Here is an 18564-nt window from a genome sequence, read left to right as displayed (position 1 = left end):
GCCCAGTAATCACACTAAAAAAACATTTTAGAAATACTTAACGTTTACTTAAAAACTTTCTCCTCTTATATTATTATTCTTAAATTCGCCACTCAATTTCAACCAAAAAATCTATGAATCATTTCAACTTTGAAAAATGGAATACCATTTTAGGTTGGTTCGCCTTCGCAGTTGCATTTACTGTTTACGCACTTACCATTGAACCAACTGTTAGTTTTTGGGATGCCGGAGAATATATATTGACTTCCGCAAAACTTCAAGTAGGACATCCTCCAGGAGCACCTTTATTCCAAATGTTTGGTGCCTTCTTTTCAATGTTTGCCCTTGAGCCTTCCCAAATTGGTGCCATGTTGAATATGATGAGTGGTGCGGCCAGTGCCTTCACCATTTTATTTATGTTTTGGACCATCACCCTGATTCTTAAAAAATTGGTGAAGACGGAAGAAGAATTTACGACTTCTAAAAAAATTGCAATTCTAGGTAGTGGACTCGTTGGAAGTTTAGCGTTCACCTTTACGGATTCGTTTTGGTTTAATGCGGTTGAAACTGAAGTATACGCAATGGCCACGTTGATTATGGCCGTGATGTTCTGGCTTGCCCTTCGTTGGGAACAAGACATGGACAAACCCCGTGGAAACCGTTGGTTAATCCTGATCGCTTTTGTTATTGGACTTTCTTTTGGAGTTCACTTTATGGGACTTTTGACCATTCCTGCCATTGGTCTGATCTACTACTTTAAAAATTACAAAACCATTACCGTCACTAATTTTATCGTGGCCAACGTGGTGTCAGCTGCCATTTTATTATTCATCTTTAAATTATTGCTTCCTAATGCGCTAAAAATATTTAGTGCTTCAGAGATCTTTTTTGTGAATAGTTTGGGCATGCCTTTCAATTCAGGGACTATCATTGCCTTTATTATTGTGGTGGCGGCCTTCTATTTCGGATTGAAATATACTAAAGACCATCACAAACCTATCGCCAATACCTTAGTGTTGTGCCTACTCTTTATATTTATCGGGTTCTCCTGTTGGTTAATGTTACCTATTAGAGCGAATGCTAAAGTAACCGTCAACGAAAATAACCCTTCAGATGCACGTGAGCTTTTGGCCTACTATAATTTGGAACAGTATCCGGAAACTCACTTGTTTTACGGCCCATTATTTACAGAACAATACACTGGTCTTGATGAAAACGAGCCTTATGTTGATGATAAGCCTAACTATGAAAAGGATGAAGCTGCGGGCAAATACGTTATTGTAAACGATTATAAAAACGCGAAACAGAATTTCAATTCTGAGCATGCCGCCATCCTTCCAAGAATGTGGAGTGGTGAAAACGCTGAAAACTATATGATGTTTACTGGATTGTTAGATTTTAATATCAAGCCAGAATATCAAATGGAAAATCAGATCAGAAGTATCGTGACTGATTTTAAAATGAATGTGAGAGAAGGAAAAGTAGATTATAGCGACTACCATAAATTCCTAAAACAATTCGGACAGTACTTAAACATCGAGAAACCATCATTGATCCAAAATTTCGGATACATGATTGAGTACCAATTTGGCTATATGTACTGGCGCTACTTTATGTGGAACTTCGTGGGTCGCCAAAATGATATCCAAGGAAAATATGACGACTTGAATGGAAATTGGATCAGCGGAATCAAACCTTTTGATGCATGGCACCTCAACATGTCACAAGACAATTTACCAAGCGATGTTTTAAACAATAAAGCACGAAACACCTATTACTTCCTACCGTTAATTTTAGGGCTAATCGGTTTCTTATTTTTAATTGGAAGGGACAAAAAGGTATTCTGGACCTTACTCGTATTCTTTGTAATGACGGGAATCGCCATTCAGTTTTACACGAACGTCCGTCCATTTGAACCTCGCGAACGTGACTATTCTGTAGTAGGATCTTTTTACGTATTTGCTATTTGGATAGGTTTTGGGGTGTACGCTCTTTTTGATGCGCTTAGAAAATATGTCAACTCAAAATTCTTACCGCATGCCGTTACCTTGGCGTGTTTAATTTTGGTTCCAGGCATATTGGCAGCCAACAATTGGGATGACCATGACCGTTCTGGCAAGAGAACAGCTCACGCTATGGCCGTTAAATACCTCGAATCTTGCGGACCAAACGCTATTTTATTTACCATTGGAGATAATGATACTTTCCCGTTGTGGTATGCCCAAGAAATTGAAGGCATCCGTAGAGATGTGAGGGTTATTAACACGAGTTTGTTTCAAACAGATTGGTATATTGACCAAATGAAGCGTAAGGCTTATGAAAGTGATCCTATCCCATCGCAACTGACGCATGAGCAATACCGTTATGGTACGCGCGATTATGTTGTTGAGAAGGAAATCACCAAAGACACCTTAGATATTAAAGATTTCATGAATTTTGTGAGTAGTGACAATCCGCGGACTAAACTCAAGCACGCTTTACAACAAGAAGGTAGAGACACGAGTGGCTACCCATCAAACATGTTAAATTCTAACTACTACCCTACAAAGTTTGTCAGAATCCCTGTGGATAAAGCATCGGTTTTAAAACATGGTATTGTTAAAGAGAAAGATGCTGATAAAATTGTAGATGAGATTGTTATTGAAATTAAAGGCGGTGCGCTTTACAAAAATCGATTGTTGATGTTGGATATTATCGCCAATAACAACTGGGAACGTCCTATCTATTTTACAGGCGGTAGTTTTGGTGATGATGATTATATCTGGATGAAGGATTACCTTCAATTGGATGGTCTTTGCTACAAATTAGTGCCTATTAAAACTCCTGTTGATAGAGCAAATCCGTTTGATATGGGCCGTGTTGACAGTGAAGCTATGTACAAACAAGTGATGGCTTGGGATTGGGGTAATAGTAACGACCCTAACATTTATCACGATGTTGAAACCCGTAAAAACTCTATTACCTACCGTGGTAATTTAGCACGATTAGTGGAGCAATTAATCAACGAGGACAAACCTGAAAAAGCTGAAAAAATCGCTGATTTAGCGATGAAACAAATGCCTGTTGATTATTTCGGATTCTACACCTTATTGGAGCCTTACATCAGTGGATACTATGAAATGGGCCGTATTGAAAAAGGTAGAAAACTCTATAAGGACGTCAGCAAGAAATACCAAGAAAGCCTAACATATTACAGTGGACTTTCCATAGATACCCAAACGCGTTACTTGGATGAAATTGTTACCGATATTGAGCGCTATAGAAGCTTAGTGGACATTCTTGTTATTTACAATGATAAAGACTTTGCGATGCAAGAAACTGAGAAATTCAATAATTACTTGAATTTGTTCAAACACTTCATGGGCGAAGAACCACAACGACAAGCGCCAAGAGAGGAACGCGATCTAACTAAAGATACCATTGATACCCTCTTACAAATTGAATAACTGGTAGTGAACCTTATTCCTATAAAAACACCAAAATTGATCAAAGGCATATTCCCAAATTATACGTGGAATATGCCTCAAGATCAAAAAGTCATCTACTTGACTTTTGATGATGGGCCAACGCCAGAAATCACCGATTGGACTTTAGACCTCCTAAAATCATACAATGCCAAAGCCACGTTTTTCTGTATTGGCAATAATGTAGAAAAGCACCCTGAAATCTTTCATCGCATATTAAAAGATGGGCATGCAGTAGGCAATCACACCTATAACCACCCTCGTGGTTGGCGTACCCGCACGGAAGATTATGTTGCTGAAGTCGTAAAAACAACGCACATCATGAATCAGGAGCTTGAAGTCTTAAACTCAACAACCCGCTCGTACCGAAAAGGCACGTTCGGGCAGGTCAGCAATCTCTTCCGGCCGCCTTACGGCCAAATCAAACCTAGTCAAGGCAAACGCTTGCGTCGCTTAGGTTACAACATTATCATGTGGGATGTTTTGGCTCTGGATTGGAAAATGGAGTTATCAAAAGAAGACTGCGCACAAAATATCACTTCAAAAGCAGGCCCAGGAAGCATTGTCGTGTTGCATGACAGCGTGAAAGCCGCGCCGCGAATGATGCACGCATTATCAGAAACCCTAGAACATTTCAGCAAGCAAGGGTATCAGTTTAAAAGTATTGAATTCTAGATATATTCTTGAAGGATATTGATGAGCGTATTAGCGTCTTGTTCTCCGCTATGCCGCCATTTCATTTCGCCGCCCTTATAGATGATAAGCGTAGGTAGGCCTTTTACGCGAAGTGCCTCTGCCAAGTCCTTATTTTTATCAACATCTATTTTGATCACTTTTGCCTTGTCTCCAAGTGCAGCAGCTACATCTCTTAGTACAGGATGCATTGCGGTAGACTGATCATTCCATTCTGTATAAAAATCCAACAACACAGGAATGTCGACATCTATAAGTTCCCCAAATTTTGACATACATTTTAATGTTTAAAAATGTGTTACTACAAACCTACTTATTTTTTTTTTATTATCCTAAAACATACGTAAATAGCTTGCTGAGGGTGAATCTTAGCTTTATGTGATAACCGAATTTTTTCCTCTTTTGAGTTCAATAACAGTTATTTCAGGCCAAATTCCCACTCGTCCCGGAAACCCTAAATAACCAAAACCTCGGTTAACGTTAATGTACTGGCCCATTTCTCTATAAACGCCCGCCCAATGTTTGTATCGGTATTTTATAGGGCTCCATTTTATCCACCCTGGAATCTCAATCCCAAATTGCATCCCGTGCGTATGCCCGCTCAAGGTTAAATGGTAATGGTAATCATCGCTTATCACCACCTCATCCCAGTGGCTTGGATCATGCGTCATCAAAATTTTAAAATCGTCAGGCTTCACTCCTTCTGCCGCTTTCTTCAAATCGCCAGCTTTCTTAAAACCACCTTTCCCCCAGTTCTCAACTCCCAAAACGGCAATACGCTGCCCATCGCGTTCAATAAACCGATGTTCATTAAGGAGCAAATCGTAACCCATATCTTTCTGAAGCGCTATCAATTCCTCAAGATTCTGCTTTTTCTCAGCCGTAGAATCCCAATCAATATAATCGCCATAATCATGATTCCCCAAAACCGAATACACCCCATCATCTGCCTTCAATTCGGCAAACAAATCCTTCCAAGGCAACATTTCGGAACTTTTATTATTGACCAAATCGCCGGTAAACAAAATGGCATCACTCCGCTGCTCCTTAATCAAATTAACGGCGTGCTCAATTTCTGCCCGATTGTCGAAACTTCCGGAATGGATATCACTAATATGCGTAATCCTGTACCCATCAAAAGCAGCAGGCAAATCCTCAAAATGCAAGACGTGTTTGATCACCTTAAAATTATATTTCCCCTTATACATGCCGTAAAGCATCGATGCAAAAGGAATAGCCGCCACGCCAAGCGCAATGCCACTCACAAACTTTCGACGAGAGGGCATGTAGAACGTTTCTTTAGGGCCAAAGAATTTAGAATACAGCCCGGTTATCACCCGCACAATGTCTTCCCCAAAGAGAAACACAATCATGAACAAATTGAACAACATAAAGGCTAAAATAAATCCGAAGGCATAACTTTTTGAAGGCGATAGGACGCGGCCTGCAGACCCAAAAGTGAACTGTAGAATTAAATTTCCTGCAATGATAAGTGCAATGGCGATGAATACATAATGCACCCAATTAACCTTTGTAAGTGTCCTAATGGCTTGAAATCCATATAGCGATATGAGAATATAAAATATGGTGAATAGGACCCATCGCAACATAAAAGGAGTTTTTACCAAAGATAAATGAATTAAACTGTTATTAAAATGTTGCGATTAAATTTAACCGTCCCTTAAGATTTAGTATATTTCCGCAGCAATACCAATCCGTTTCCTGATGAAGTCTTTTTTTATAGCTATTACGGCGTTTTTACTACTATTAGGCTGCTCTGACCGACCTAAAACAACACCAGCTAAAAAGGATAAATCTTTAGTGTCCTTGGTCAATCCGTTTATTGGAACTGGCGGTCACGGACATACTTTTCCTGGTGCAACCATGCCGTTTGGAATGATGCAACTGAGTCCTGACACCCGACTTGAGGGTTGGGATGGCGCTTCCGGATACCATTATAGCGACACCCATATTTACGGCTTTACACACACGCATCTTAGTGGTACTGGGGTGAGCGATTATACTGATATCTTATTGATGCCAACCAATGAAGTGGTGTACAACAACGGCAGCAATGGCAAAAAAGGTTACCGTTCCAAATTCTCCCATGCCAAAGAAAAAGCGGAACCTGGCTACTACAAAGTACATTTGGACGATACAAATATTGAAGTAGAGTTAACGGTTTCTGAACGCAGTGGCATCCATAAATACCAATTCCCGACGTCTAAAAATCAAATCATCGTTTTAGATTTAGAACATCGCGATCAGCTATTGGCTTCTAAAATCAAGCAAACGTCAAGAACTGAAATCACGGGTTATCGTCATTCAAAATCGTGGGCTGCCAATCAAAAACTATTTTATTATATCAAGTTTTCGCATCCCATGTCGGTCGATTTAATTGCCAGAAAACAAAAATTGACCAATAAAAAGGCGGTGTTCCAATTTGACAACCCGAAGAACGAACCTATTTATGTGAAAATCGGTATCAGTGCGGTTGATGAAGAGGGCGCCAAGAAAAACATGGAAGCGGAAATTGGCGACAAGACTTTTGATGAAGTTAAGGAAATCGCACAAAGCACTTGGGAAAAACAGTTGGAGAAAATTGTTATTGAAAGTGACAACCAAGACCATAAAGTCAATTTCTACACGGCACTATACCATACCATGATTGCACCAAACCTTTATCAGGATGTGGACGGACGCTATAGAGGGATGGACCAAAAAATCCATACCACAAAAGAATTTAAGTATTATACGGTGTTTTCGCTATGGGATACTTACCGCGCTACACACCCTTTATACACGCTTATTGAGCGCAAACGCACCAGCGATTTTGTGAACACGCTTTTGGCAAAATACGATGAAGGCGGCATTTTACCAATGTGGGAGTTGAGCTCCAATTACACCGGTACGATGATTGGCTATCACGCGGTTCCTGTAATTGCCGATGCGTATTTAAAAGGGATTAAAGGTTTTGATCCTGAAAAAGCATTTAAAGCGATGAAACATTCCGCCAACAAAGACCATTTGGGATTAAAAACCTACAAGCAACTCGGGTTTATTCCGGTGGAGGAAGAAAGCGAATCGGTTTCTAAAACCTTAGAATATGCTTATGACGATTGGACCATTGCTAAAATGGCGCATTCTTTAGGCAAACAAGACGATTACGAAACTTATATAAAACGTGCACAACACTATAAAAACGTATTTGATCCGGAAACAAAATTCATGAGAGGCCGATTCAAAAACACGTGGGCCACGCCTTTTGATCCGTTTGAGGTGAATTATAATTATACCGAAGCCAATGCATGGCAATACAGTTTTTATGTGCCTCAGGATGTTTCAGGTTTGATAGATTTAATGGGCGGCAAAGAGATTTTAGAAGCACAATTGGACACCTTATTTACGGCAAGCAGCAAGACTTCGGGGCGTGACCTTGTTGATATCACAGGGCTTATTGGGCAATATGCGCATGGTAATGAACCGAGCCACCATATGGCTTACCTCTATAATTTTGTCAATAAACCTTATAAAACACAAGAGAAAGTCCATCAAATTTTAACCACGCTTTACAAAAATGCGCCGGACGGTATTTCAGGCAATGAAGACTGCGGACAAATGAGCGCTTGGCATGTGTTTTCAGCAATGGGCTTTTATCCGGTAACGCCAGGCTCTAACGACTTTATTATTGGAACGCCGTTATTTGATAAGGCAACCATCAATCTTGAAAATGAAAACAACTTTACCATTAAAGCTTTTGACCTCTCTGACGAGAACAAATACATCGATTATGTAAAGTTAAATGGCAGCAAACTGCATAAATCGTACATCACTGCAAACGAAATTTTAGCAGGTGGTATTTTGGAATTCTTTATGACCGATGAACCTTCTGATTGGGCCACGGACGATGATGAAGTTCCAACAAGTTCCATCACAGATTTTAAAATTGTGCCGGCACCATATATTGCAAAAGGTGATATTTCTTTTAAAGATCAAACGGAAATTACTTTAGGAAATGCACAATTGGAAACTGACATGTATTACACGCTGAACGATTCAGTGTACACCAAATACGAAGCGCCTTTTATCATTTCTGAACCGGCAACGTTAAAGATTTACGCAGAGAAAGAGGGCGAACAAAGCATGACGATTGCCACCAATTTTCATAAACTCGACCCTAACCGCTCCATATCACTTAAAACACAGTACGCATCCCAATATAGTGCTGGCGGGCCGAATGCCTTAATTGACGGCGTTACGGGCACTAAAGACTATAGAACGGGCTTGTGGCAAGGGTATCAAGATGAAGATGTACTGGCGATAATCAATTTAGGTGAAGAAAAACAAGTGCAAACGGTGTCGCTTAACGTGCTGCAAGACCAGCGTTCCTGGATATTTTATCCTACGGAAGTCTTTTGTTATATCTCAACCGATGGTCAGAATTTCCAATTTATAGGAAAGCAAAACCTCAATGCGAGCAAGAAATCAGATGATGTGAATATCAGGACCGTCACTTTTAATCTGAAAGATAGAACAGCATCACACATAAAAGTGGTTGCCAAGCGCATGGACAAATTACCACAATGGCATAAAGGTGCTGAGGAAAACGGCAAAAGCTGGATTTTTGTTGATGAAATCAGCATTGAAGCACAATCCGCAACTGAAATTCCAAAGCCAACCATCAAATAAAAAAAGATGCTCATAGTTATTAATCTCTATGAGCATCTTATTATTTCAATACACTTCAAAAAATCACCTCCTTCAATCCACACCCAACATCCCCGCCAACTGAAGACTGAAAACAGCCTACTGCCTACTGAATACTGCCTACTGAATACTGCCTACTGACCACCCCCTAGAACCACTTCAACGTCAAATCAATCAGTTTCTGCTTAAAATTATTATACGGCGGTGTCAATAAATCGGTGGCGCCCATAGTGTGTTGTTTCATCATAGAGCGTTTATTGGAAAAAGCTTCAAAACCGAAAAAACCGTGAGATTTCCCCAAGCCGCTATTATTACTCCCGCCAAAAGGTAAATTATGATTTAAAAATTGAAGCAGATTATGGTTAATACAACCACTTCCCGCTCTCGTATTGTTCATGATAAAATCAATGTTTTTGCTCGATTTACTATAAATATAAAGCGCTAGCGGTTTTTCTTTGGAATTGATGTAATCTATAGGTTCTTGCAGATTCGTAAAGGTTTTCACCGGAAGAATAGGTCCGAAGATTTCATCCTGCATCAATTTGGAATCTTCAGGCACATCAAAAACGAGTGTCGGCTCAATAAAATGGTCCGTGCTATTCGTCGCACCTCCAGACACAATAGTGCTTCCATTCTGTTTTGCTTCATCAATATACCCCGATAAGCGTTCAAAATGCTTTTTATTGACAATGCGGCAATAGGAATCTGAACTTTCAGCCTCATCGGAATAAAATTCTTTAATCTTCGACTTAAAAAGTGTGGTGAATTGTTCCTTTAAATTGGACTGCAACAGCACATAATCGGGCGCAATACAGGTTTGGCCTGCATTGGTAAACTTCCCAAAAATGATTTTCTCGACCGCTTTTTCTAAGTTGGCAGAATCATCAATAATAGTGGGCGACTTTCCTCCCAGCTCCAAGGTTACTGAACTCAAATGTTTGGAGGCCGCTTTCATGACTATTTTACCAACTTGAGGCGATCCCGTAAAAAAGATATGGTTAAACGGTAATTTCAATAAGTTTTCAGAGACCTCAACTTCGCCTTCAAAAAGCGCAATTTCATCTTCGCTGAACAAGTCACTGATAATTTCAGCCATCACTCTAGAAGCATTTGGCGTCATCTCAGAAGGCTTAATAATAACCGTATTTCCTGCAGCAATGGCCGACACCAAAGGACCAAATGTTAAGTTGATGGGGAAATTCCAGGGTGAGATAATTAAACACACACCTTTTGGCTCGTATTTTATATAGGAAGACGCGCCAAGTAAGGCTAATGGCGTATCGACTTTCTGATCTTTAAGCCACGATTTGAGGTTGCTTTTGGCGAATTTAATTTCCGTCAATACCGGATAGATTTCCGTCAGATCGGTTTCCAAAAACGGCTTTTTAAAATCAGCATACATCGCCTCACGGATCTTCTGTTTATAATCAACTTCCAAGGCCGTTTTCAGAGCATCCAATTTTTTGAGACGCTCCTTATACGTGGTATTACCAATTTTAAACTGGTTTGCTTTTTGTCGATTGAAAACCCCGTAAAAGGGATTGCTATGTAATTCTTCCATGAACTCGTTCTGTTTTTATTGCGCTAAGCGCCAGTATTATGCATTTCATCGGATTTTTTTGAGTGATATTTCACCTTATCCGTTTATCGATGTTATTTATCCAATATATTATTTTCTACTGAAGTTGTACTGTTTCTTTGTACCATAATTAATCGCAACAGCACAATTTTAATAATGAAAAAAGTTTTATTCCTTATCGCAATGGCAACTTTACCAATCCTAACTTTTGGTCAAGATGCTACTAACGATGCTGCAAAACAAGCTGATATCATTACTTTTGAAGCGCTTAATCTTACTGAAGCACTAGAAAACCAAGTCGCTGAAGGCACATTCACAAAAAATGAGGTGACCAATTTAAGCTACAAAAAGAGCAATGAATTGATCAGCATTAAAGCCTACAGAAAAAGTCTTCAAATAAAAGTAAAAGAAGTTAAATCCTGTTAATTTCAACGTTAACACCCTAAAATAGCAATCGGAACAGTTCTTAAATAGAATTGTTTCGATTTTTTAGTTTACGACCTTTCGTATGTAGAGGTGTTGCCCATCTTTCAACTTCCCAATCCCTTTTCCACCATCGCTAAAAACATTAAAAATACGCGCATTTCAGCGTTAATTGCTCATTATCATTAATGTCGTTAAAATACAAATTGCATTTCAATAAATTTCTATTCGATGTATAAGTTTTGTAATTTGCGAGCTGTCCTTTTAAGCGGTGTCGAGAACTTCTTTTTTACGAGTTCCAACGATTCAAAAAAACTCCCGATACCACAAGGCACACCAAATTTCAAGCAATTTTCAATATGTCAGAACAAAAGCGCCTTTTCTTAGTCGATGCTTACGCCTTAATATTTAGAGGCTATTACGCCTTTATCAAAAACCCGAGAATCAATTCCAAGGGAGAAGACACTTCCGCCATTATGGGGTTTATGAACTCTTTATTAGATGTAATTAAAAGAGAGCGTCCAGATCATCTGGCCGTTTGTTTTGACAAGGGCGGCAGTGCCGATAGAGTAGAAATGTATGAAGCTTATAAAGCCAACCGCGACGAGACTCCGGAAGGTATCCGAACCGCCATTCCGCATATTTGCCGAATTTTGGAAGCCATGCACATTCCAATTATGGTGAAAGAAGGTTTTGAGGCTGATGATGTCATTGGAACACTTTCCCGACAAGCAGAAGCCCAAGGGTACAAAACTTATATGGTTACGCCAGACAAGGATTTTGCGCAGTTGGTTACTGAAAACATATTTATGTACCGCCCAAAATCATTTGGTGGCGGCTATGAAACTTGGGGCATAGAAGAAGTTAAGAAAAAATTTGAAGTAGAACATCCTTCACAAGTCATTGACTTTTTGGGGATGATGGGCGATTCGTCCGATAATATCCCAGGACTGCCTGGTGTTGGTGAAAAAACAGCCAAGAAATTCATCAAGCAATACGGCAGTATGGAAAACCTTTTAGCCAATACCCATGAGCTAAAAGGCAAAATGAAAGAAAATATTGAGGCCAATAAAGAATTGGGCCTACTGTCCAAAACTTTGGCGACCATTATGTTGGACGTGCCTGTAGAATTCTGTGAAACCGATTTTGAAATGTCAGAACCTGATGTGGAAGCGGTGACCAACATTTTTCAGGAGTTGGAGTTTAGAAGACTCATTGACAATTTCCTCAAAACCTTTGCTCCAGGAGCGTCTAGCAATGGCGGCACTGAAGCTAATAAAGAACATACCACTGCACCATCTGCCAGCGCTACAAAATCGGCGGCTGCCGGTGTAGGTCAGTTTTCATTGTTTGGTGGCGATCCTGATAACGCTTCAGAAGCCTCCACCACCGTGGCACATACACGCCACACCTCCGCCTCTGCCTCCCATTTTTACCAAAGTGTGGCTAGCGGCATGGCTACCAAATTGTTCATTCAAAATTTGATGAAACAATCGAGCGTATGTTTTGATACCGAAACCACAGGTCTCGACCCGATTACGGCCGAGTTGGTAGGCATTGCGTTTTCATGGGAAGTTGGTAAAGGTTATTATATGCCATTCCCAGAAGACAGAACAGAAGCACAAGAACTGATAGAACAATTGCGTCCGTTTTTTGAATCTGAAACCATTGAAAAAGTGGGTCAGAATTTAAAATATGACATTAAAGTACTTCATAAATACAACATTCAGGTAAAAGGCAAATTGTTTGACACGATGTTGGCACATTATCTGATCAATCCTGATATGCGCCACAATATGGACGTATTGGCGGAAACCTATTTGAATTACACCCCTATTTCAATTGAAACGCTTATTGGCAAAAAAGGCAAGAATCAAAAGTCCATGCGCGATGTACCTTTAGAGCAGCAAACGGAATACGCCGTAGAAGATGCGGACATTACCTTACAGCTTAAAGAGCATTTTGAAAAGGAATTGGGCGAAGCCAACACCCAAAAATTATTTGATGAGATAGAAATTCCGCTATTGCGCGTGCTTGCCGATATGGAATTGGAAGGCATCAATTTGGATAAAGACTTTTTGAATTCCCTATCCGAAAAGTTAGATAATGACATCAAAACATTAGAAGCTAATATCTTTAAGGAAGCGGGCGAAGAATTTAATATTGCCTCTCCAAAACAGTTGGGCGACATCCTATTTGACAAGCTTAAATTGGTTGATAAACCTAAAAAAACCAAGACCGGTCAGTATGCTACGGGTGAAGAGATTTTATCCTACCTCGCCAAAGACCACGAAATCATCCAGCATATTTTAGACTACCGAGGCTTGGCGAAACTGAAAAGCACCTATGTAGATGCCTTGCCACATCAGGTGGAGCCTCTTACAGGTCGCGTACACACAGATTATATGCAAACCGTGGCGGCTACCGGACGTTTGAGCAGTAATAACCCCAACCTTCAAAACATTCCTATCCGTACGGAGCGCGGACGCCAAGTGCGGAAAGCCTTTGTGCCACGAGATGAGAATTACACCTTATTAGCGGCCGATTATTCGCAAATTGAATTGCGCATTATTGCCGCCTTAAGCGAGGAAGAAACGATGATTACCGCCTTTAAAAACGGCGAGGACATTCACGCCTCTACCGCCTCAAAAGTTTTTGGGGTACCGCTAGAGGAAGTGACGCGCGAGCAACGTAGCAATGCCAAAACGGTCAATTTTGGGATTATTTATGGGGTCTCTGCTTTTGGACTGAGCAATCAAACCGATTTATCACGTAGCGAAGCCAAAGATCTTATTGACACTTATTACGAAACCTATCCAAAACTCCGCCGTTATATTGGCGAGCAGATTGATTTTGCCAGAGACAACGGTTATGTCCAAACCGTTTTAGGACGCCGTCGGTATTTAAAGGATATCAATTCCCGTAATGCCGTAGTGCGAGGCGCTGCCGAACGTAATGCCGTAAACGCGCCCATTCAAGGGAGTGCTGCAGATATTATTAAACTCGCGATGATCAACATCCATAACAAATTAAAAGAAGGCGACTTCAAAACCAAAATGCTGCTCCAAGTACATGATGAGTTGGTGTTTGATGTCTATAAGCCAGAATTGGAAGCCATCAAAACCATGGTAAAGACAGAAATGGAAAGTGCGTATACCATGACCGTGCCTTTAGATGTGGACTTGGGTGTGGGTGCGGATTGGTTGGAGGCGCATTAGGGTTTAGAATTGAGACCGCTGGCCGACAAACAAATTTAATTAAGGCCATCGAACATAATGGATTTAATTTATTACAACACATCAAGAATTAGGCTATATGTCATGTAACCTTTTTTTCTAGTGGAATGCTTATACATTACACATTTGTTTTAATTTTAGTGTAGGGAGTTTTAATTTTCATTAGGTATATTTACAATCATCACCTAAAGCTCAAATAACAATATATTATAATTAGTAAACTTAAAAACATCTGATTTTTGTAGTTTTGCTTGCTACAACCAGAAATTAAAATGAATTTATTTTTAAAATATATTGGTGAATTCTTGCGTATTTATCCGCAAATTCGCCTTACAAGAAATGACGAAATTTCAATTAGAAATTCCGCAATGAGTCATTTAGGTTTGTATAACATCAATCAGCTTAGGGACAGATATGAAGGTCAAGCTTTTTTTGAAAAAACCATGATGAATGTTGGAGGATTAATATCGATTCAAAAATACTTAAACTTACCTGTAGTTGATTTTACAGAAATTAACTTAAGTGATTTTCAACCAAAGATTAAATTAAATGATGAATTAATAGATATCCATGTTTTCGAATTCGGGACATTACCTTTGATAAACATTGATGACATAAATAGACCTATATTCTTTGTGATAAAAAAGGATAAAACAACATTTACGATCTGCGGTGTGGCCTCAACTGAAGTCATTAAAGAAAATTTAAATGCTACTAGTATAGAGAAATCTTCAACAGTGAACCATATGAGCTTTACAGGTTTTAAATTTTTAAAACATATTGATAAATTCAAAATAAAATAATTATTCTCAACCCATATATTTTAAAGGATTAATAAAAACATTTCGCAAAGAATAGAAGCGATTATATAAATTTTGAAATTGAAAATAAAAGACCATAAAATAAGTATTGAAGAATTTGATGGAAAAAACTATCAAATTACACTTATTGAGCCTGAAGATAAAGCTGTTTTAACCCATTATTTACATAATGTAGCAAATGGTCTTTCCAAACATTATGAGAAAGATGCATTAAAAGTAATTGAGAGTTTTATTCAATACAAAGAGAGTAATAATATACATATTGCTCAGGAAGAAGCATTACAACAACTGCTATTCGAGGCAGAAAATATACCCTTCCCAACCTCTGAAAATTATTCTTTTAAATTTATTGATTTATTTGCCGGAATTGGAGGCTTTAGATTAGCTCTTCAAAATTTAGGCGGAAAATGTGCCTATACAAGTGAATGGGATGAATCAGCTAAAAAAACGTATCGAGCAAATTTCGGAGAAGTCCCATTTGGAGATATAACTAAAACTCAAACAAAAAATTATATTCCGGATGATTTTGATATTTTATGTGCGGGATTTCCTTGTCAGGCTTTCTCCATTGCGGGAAACAGAAAAGGTTTTGCCGATACTAGAGGAACATTATTCTTTGATGTTGAAGAAATTATTGCAAAACATAGACCTAAAGCAGTTTTTCTTGAGAATGTAAAGAATTTAGTTACGCATGATAAAGGAAAAACTTTTAAAACTATAATTGAAATTCTAGAAAAAAAATTAAATTATAAAGTGTTCTACAAGGTATTGAACTCAATGACTCATGCAAACATCCCCCAAAATCGGGAACGTATTTTCATTGTTGCATTAGACCCTGATCAAGTTCAAAGTTGGGAGAAATTTGAATTCCCCAATGAAATAAAACTAACGAAGTCAATACACGATATAATAGACAAAGAAAAACAAGAAGAAAAATATTACTATACTAGAAATCATAAATATTATCCAGAACTGGAAAAAACCATGACTTCAAAAGACACGGTATATCAATGGAGAAGAGTTTATGTCAGAGAAAACAAAAGTAACGTATGCCCTACTTTAACAGCGAATATGGGTACAGGAGGTCACAATGTCCCACTAATAAAAGATGATTACGGTATTAGAAAACTAACTCCAAGAGAGTGTTTTTTATTTCAAGGTTATCCGGAGAACTATGTACTTCCTAACCTAGCGAACAGCAAATTATATATGCAAGCAGGAAATTCTGTTACTACAAATTTAATAGAAAGAATTGGCATGGAAATTATCAAAGTTTTATGAAATCATTCGTAGATATAGATCTAGAAAATAATGGTAATTATTTAAAATTACTTTCTGCCGTCTCTAAACTCTCAGGATTATTTAGCGATAGTTCTGTACCTTTAATAAATTATAGAATCGCCGAAAATATATTTTGTAAAAGCTTCAATGCAAACAATCTTTCGAGATCGGATACAGCTTTTGATGCAAACTACAATTCTATTGGTATAGGATTAAAAACATTCATTTCTAAAAGTGATAGTAGTACTGAAAAAATCGCAGAGTTTAATAGCCTCTCAAGAATCCTTAAAAATTTTCAAGGCCGTGAACTTGCTCAGAAATTAGGTGAATACAGAAATGAGCGAATTGAGCTAGCAAACAGAGTCTACAATATCAATTCATCATTATATCATATTGTAGCGAGAAGAGAGAAAGAACTTCTTCTTTTTGAAACAGATTATGAGAAAATTGATATTGACAATATTCATTCAGTAAAAGAAAATAAAGCAAGTTTACAATTTGAGGATAGTAAAAACTTTTATTCATTTAATCACTCAAAAAGCACTTTATTTAGGAAATTTATAATTCCAGAAATAGCATATAGATTACCTATAGATATAATAGAGGATCCTTTTGAACTATTACTTGATTTATTGTCTGAGAAGGAATATAAATCCGCTACAGATATGCTAGAAAGAGGTAAGAACTACGTAATATTACCTCTCTATGGCTTAAAAAACGGTCAAAAATATATTTACGACAAAAGCGGAATTAATCAATGGAATGCAAACGGACGAAAAAGAGATATGGGTGAATTGTATATTCCCATTCCAAAGATTATACATACCAATTTTCCTGAGTTCTTTCCAGAAAGAGATGAGAGTTTTCAATTAATAATTCCTACGGGTGAAATATTTGATGCAAAAGTATGTCAAGACAATTCAAAAGCGTTGATGACAAACCCTAATAAAGCCCTATCAGACTGGTTGCTTCGTAAAGTTCTTAAATTAAATGAAGGGGAAGTAGCGACTATAGAAAAATTAGATAAATTAGGTTTGGACAGTGTAATCATTATTAAAGAAAATCCTGGTGTTTTCAAAATAGATATAATGAAAACCAATTCTTATCAAGAATTTTGGCATTAAGAATAAATTTTAATTAATTTATAAATCAATTAAATACAGATTTTGACATCTTATGATACTATATAAAATCTATTAAAATTTCTCGACAGAATTATACAAATTTTAGAAATAACTAAAAGTACATTAACCTTAAAAGTTTAATAGATAATCTATTATTTTAGAATATTTATGTTAGCTTAAAAATGCACTTTGTTAATAATACATCGAATGGCTCTAATTGGAAAAATAATCAAGGAAGATAATCAATATATAAAAGTACGTTCTGGAGAAGTGATAGCAGATGTGAACTTTGACAAAGAATATCTACAATTAAGGACGTACGCCATGGGAGACACAGAAAGAGCCCGCGGTTGTAAACAGAATATACAAATATCAAAGGAAAAAGCAAAAGAACTTATTTCTATCCTAGAACTATTTATAAATTCTAATCACAAATAATTCAGCTTCCTTTATTATCATTTAATTAATTTTTCAATTGCTTCATAAGTGCCACCTTCATCATCCCATAATTGTTAATACCCTCAATCCCCTTGAAAGACCCTACCCCAAAAAGCAATTGCACGTGAACTAGGCTTACAATTAAATAAAAATTCAAATACATATATCGCAAATATTACTCATTCAATTCTCGGAATTAAACTTGGTAATAAAATAGAAGAATTGAAAAAAGAAGACATTCATGTTGATATAATACCACTTAAAAATAGCAATCAACCTCAAGAAGGTATTTCTTTTCCATCATTTGAATATAAAAAGCTTATTGAAACTGATTGGGAAAAATCATTTTTTAAGAACATATCTTACGTTAGAGACGAAGTATATTTAAAATAGCTAATTATCCATCACATTCATATAAGATTTTAATTGATTTGTCAAAAGCTCATCAACTACTAAATCCTTTACATAAACAACCATAACGGGCGGAAAAGACAATCCGGTGTTCAATGTAAACAACTTGGCTCTCGATTTATCTTCATCCTCAAAAACCTCAAGAACTACATAAATCTGATTTGGATCTTCATCTGCATTCGGAGTATGAAATCTTACGATTTGACCTTTTTCAATTGGTTTCATAATATATTAATTTTACTCAAAATTATATATTAAACCAATGATTGTCAACCTACAATTAGTAGCATTTCCTAATCAAAAATCTGTCTAGTAATAATAGAAATAGCTTCTGGTTACTTCGGTTCGATTCGTGCCAGTGATTTCGGTTTCATAGTGCCAGTGATTTCGGTTCAAACTGTGCCACTT

General features: G+C 37.7%; 14 protein-coding genes. 10 read left to right on the top strand and 4 right to left on the bottom strand.

Features of this window, described 5'->3' with window-relative positions:
* The first annotated feature begins 113 nt into the window (after positions 1–113).
* Both Q0947_RS12050 and Q0947_RS12045 read left to right on the top strand, forming a co-directional pair.
* On the top strand, positions 114–3425 hold the full coding sequence (locus Q0947_RS12050; RefSeq protein ID WP_299397720.1) for a DUF2723 domain-containing protein: 3312 nt from the start codon (positions 114–116) through the stop codon (positions 3423–3425).
* A gap of 6 nt (positions 3426–3431) precedes the next feature.
* Positions 3432–4118 (top strand): polysaccharide deacetylase family protein, encoded by a 687-nt coding sequence (locus Q0947_RS12045; protein ID WP_299397717.1) that lies wholly within the window; start codon positions 3432–3434, stop codon positions 4116–4118.
* Here the strand turns inward: Q0947_RS12045 and Q0947_RS12040 are convergent.
* Positions 4115–4411 (bottom strand): thioredoxin family protein, encoded by a 297-nt coding sequence (locus Q0947_RS12040; protein ID WP_299397714.1) that lies wholly within the window; start codon positions 4409–4411, stop codon positions 4115–4117. The genes Q0947_RS12045 and Q0947_RS12040 overlap by 4 nt on opposite strands.
* A 99-nt stretch (positions 4412–4510) precedes the next feature.
* Positions 4511–5746: a metallophosphoesterase gene (locus Q0947_RS12035; protein WP_299397711.1), complete on the bottom strand. Its 1236-nt coding sequence runs from the start codon at positions 5744–5746 to the stop codon at positions 4511–4513.
* A 115-nt stretch (positions 5747–5861) separates the two neighbouring features.
* On the opposite strand from Q0947_RS12035, the gene Q0947_RS12030 reads away from it, so the two are divergent.
* Positions 5862–8825: a GH92 family glycosyl hydrolase gene (locus Q0947_RS12030; RefSeq protein ID WP_299397708.1), complete on the top strand. Its 2964-nt coding sequence runs from the start codon at positions 5862–5864 to the stop codon at positions 8823–8825.
* 166 nt (positions 8826–8991) lie between these two features.
* Here Q0947_RS12030 and Q0947_RS12025 read toward each other — a convergent pair whose 3' ends face one another.
* Positions 8992–10404: an aldehyde dehydrogenase family protein gene (locus Q0947_RS12025; RefSeq protein WP_299397705.1), complete on the bottom strand. Its 1413-nt coding sequence runs from the start codon at positions 10402–10404 to the stop codon at positions 8992–8994.
* 174 nt (positions 10405–10578) lie between these two features.
* Between Q0947_RS12025 and Q0947_RS12020 the strand changes: the two genes are divergently transcribed.
* The 7 genes from Q0947_RS12020 to Q0947_RS11990 all read left to right on the top strand — a co-directional run bounded on the left by Q0947_RS12020 (position 10579) and on the right by Q0947_RS11990 (position 18138).
* The gene (locus Q0947_RS12020) at positions 10579–10848 is read left to right on the top strand and encodes a hypothetical protein (protein ID WP_299397702.1); all 270 of its coding nucleotides are present in this window, start codon (positions 10579–10581) and stop codon (positions 10846–10848) included.
* 356 nt (positions 10849–11204) lie between these two features.
* Positions 11205–14063 carry a DNA polymerase I gene (gene polA / locus Q0947_RS12015; RefSeq protein ID WP_299397699.1) on the top strand — a complete coding sequence of 953 codons (2859 nt, stop codon included), beginning with the start codon at positions 11205–11207 and terminating at the stop codon, positions 14061–14063.
* Between the two features lie 290 nt (positions 14064–14353).
* Positions 14354–14884 carry a hypothetical protein gene (locus Q0947_RS12010; protein WP_299397696.1) on the top strand — a complete coding sequence of 177 codons (531 nt, stop codon included), beginning with the start codon at positions 14354–14356 and terminating at the stop codon, positions 14882–14884.
* Positions 14885–14962: 78 nt separating this feature from the next.
* Positions 14963–16183: a DNA cytosine methyltransferase gene (locus Q0947_RS12005; RefSeq protein WP_299397692.1), complete on the top strand. Its 1221-nt coding sequence runs from the start codon at positions 14963–14965 to the stop codon at positions 16181–16183.
* Entirely contained in the window at positions 16180–17307 is a 1128-nt protein-coding gene (locus Q0947_RS12000) for a restriction endonuclease (RefSeq protein WP_299397689.1), read from the top strand. Before Q0947_RS12005 ends, Q0947_RS12000 begins: the two co-directional genes overlap by 4 nt.
* Before the next feature lie 207 nt (positions 17308–17514).
* Positions 17515–17745 carry a hypothetical protein gene (locus Q0947_RS11995; RefSeq protein WP_299397686.1) on the top strand — a complete coding sequence of 77 codons (231 nt, stop codon included), beginning with the start codon at positions 17515–17517 and terminating at the stop codon, positions 17743–17745.
* A 222-nt stretch (positions 17746–17967) separates the two neighbouring features.
* Positions 17968–18138, top strand: coding sequence for a hypothetical protein (locus Q0947_RS11990; RefSeq protein WP_299397683.1), 171 nt, complete (start codon positions 17968–17970; stop codon positions 18136–18138).
* Here Q0947_RS11990 and Q0947_RS11985 read toward each other — a convergent pair whose 3' ends face one another.
* Positions 18139–18381, bottom strand: coding sequence for a hypothetical protein (locus Q0947_RS11985; RefSeq protein WP_299397680.1), 243 nt, complete (start codon positions 18379–18381; stop codon positions 18139–18141). It lies immediately after the preceding gene.
* Positions 18382–18564: the final 183 nt, after the last annotated feature.

This window comes from uncultured Gelidibacter sp., assembly GCF_947500795.1.
Classification (GTDB): domain Bacteria; phylum Bacteroidota; class Bacteroidia; order Flavobacteriales; family Flavobacteriaceae; genus Gelidibacter.
The sequence above is the reverse complement of the archived record's forward strand: the minus strand, read 5'-3'. Positions and strand labels throughout refer to the sequence as shown.

Bases quoted from the DNA above. Each gene is read 5' to 3' on its own strand.
- Q0947_RS12050 (WP_299397720.1), top strand. From the start codon at position 114: ATGAATCATTTCAACTTTGAAAAATGGAATACCATTTTAGGTTGGTTC.
- Q0947_RS12040 (WP_299397714.1), bottom strand. From the start codon at position 4,411: ATGTCAAAATTTGGGGAACTTATAGATGTCGACATTCCTGTGTTGTTG.
- Q0947_RS12035 (WP_299397711.1), bottom strand. From the start codon at position 5,746: ATGTTGCGATGGGTCCTATTCACCATATTTTATATTCTCATATCGCTA.
- Q0947_RS12030 (WP_299397708.1), top strand. From the start codon at position 5,862: ATGAAGTCTTTTTTTATAGCTATTACGGCGTTTTTACTACTATTAGGC.
- Q0947_RS12025 (WP_299397705.1), bottom strand. From the start codon at position 10,404: ATGGAAGAATTACATAGCAATCCCTTTTACGGGGTTTTCAATCGACAA.
- Q0947_RS12020 (WP_299397702.1), top strand. From the start codon at position 10,579: ATGAAAAAAGTTTTATTCCTTATCGCAATGGCAACTTTACCAATCCTA.
- polA (WP_299397699.1), top strand. From the start codon at position 11,205: ATGTCAGAACAAAAGCGCCTTTTCTTAGTCGATGCTTACGCCTTAATA.
- Q0947_RS12010 (WP_299397696.1), top strand. From the start codon at position 14,354: ATGAATTTATTTTTAAAATATATTGGTGAATTCTTGCGTATTTATCCG.
- Q0947_RS12000 (WP_299397689.1), top strand. From the start codon at position 16,180: ATGAAATCATTCGTAGATATAGATCTAGAAAATAATGGTAATTATTTA.
- Q0947_RS11995 (WP_299397686.1), top strand. From the start codon at position 17,515: ATGGCTCTAATTGGAAAAATAATCAAGGAAGATAATCAATATATAAAA.
- Q0947_RS11985 (WP_299397680.1), bottom strand. From the start codon at position 18,381: ATGAAACCAATTGAAAAAGGTCAAATCGTAAGATTTCATACTCCGAAT.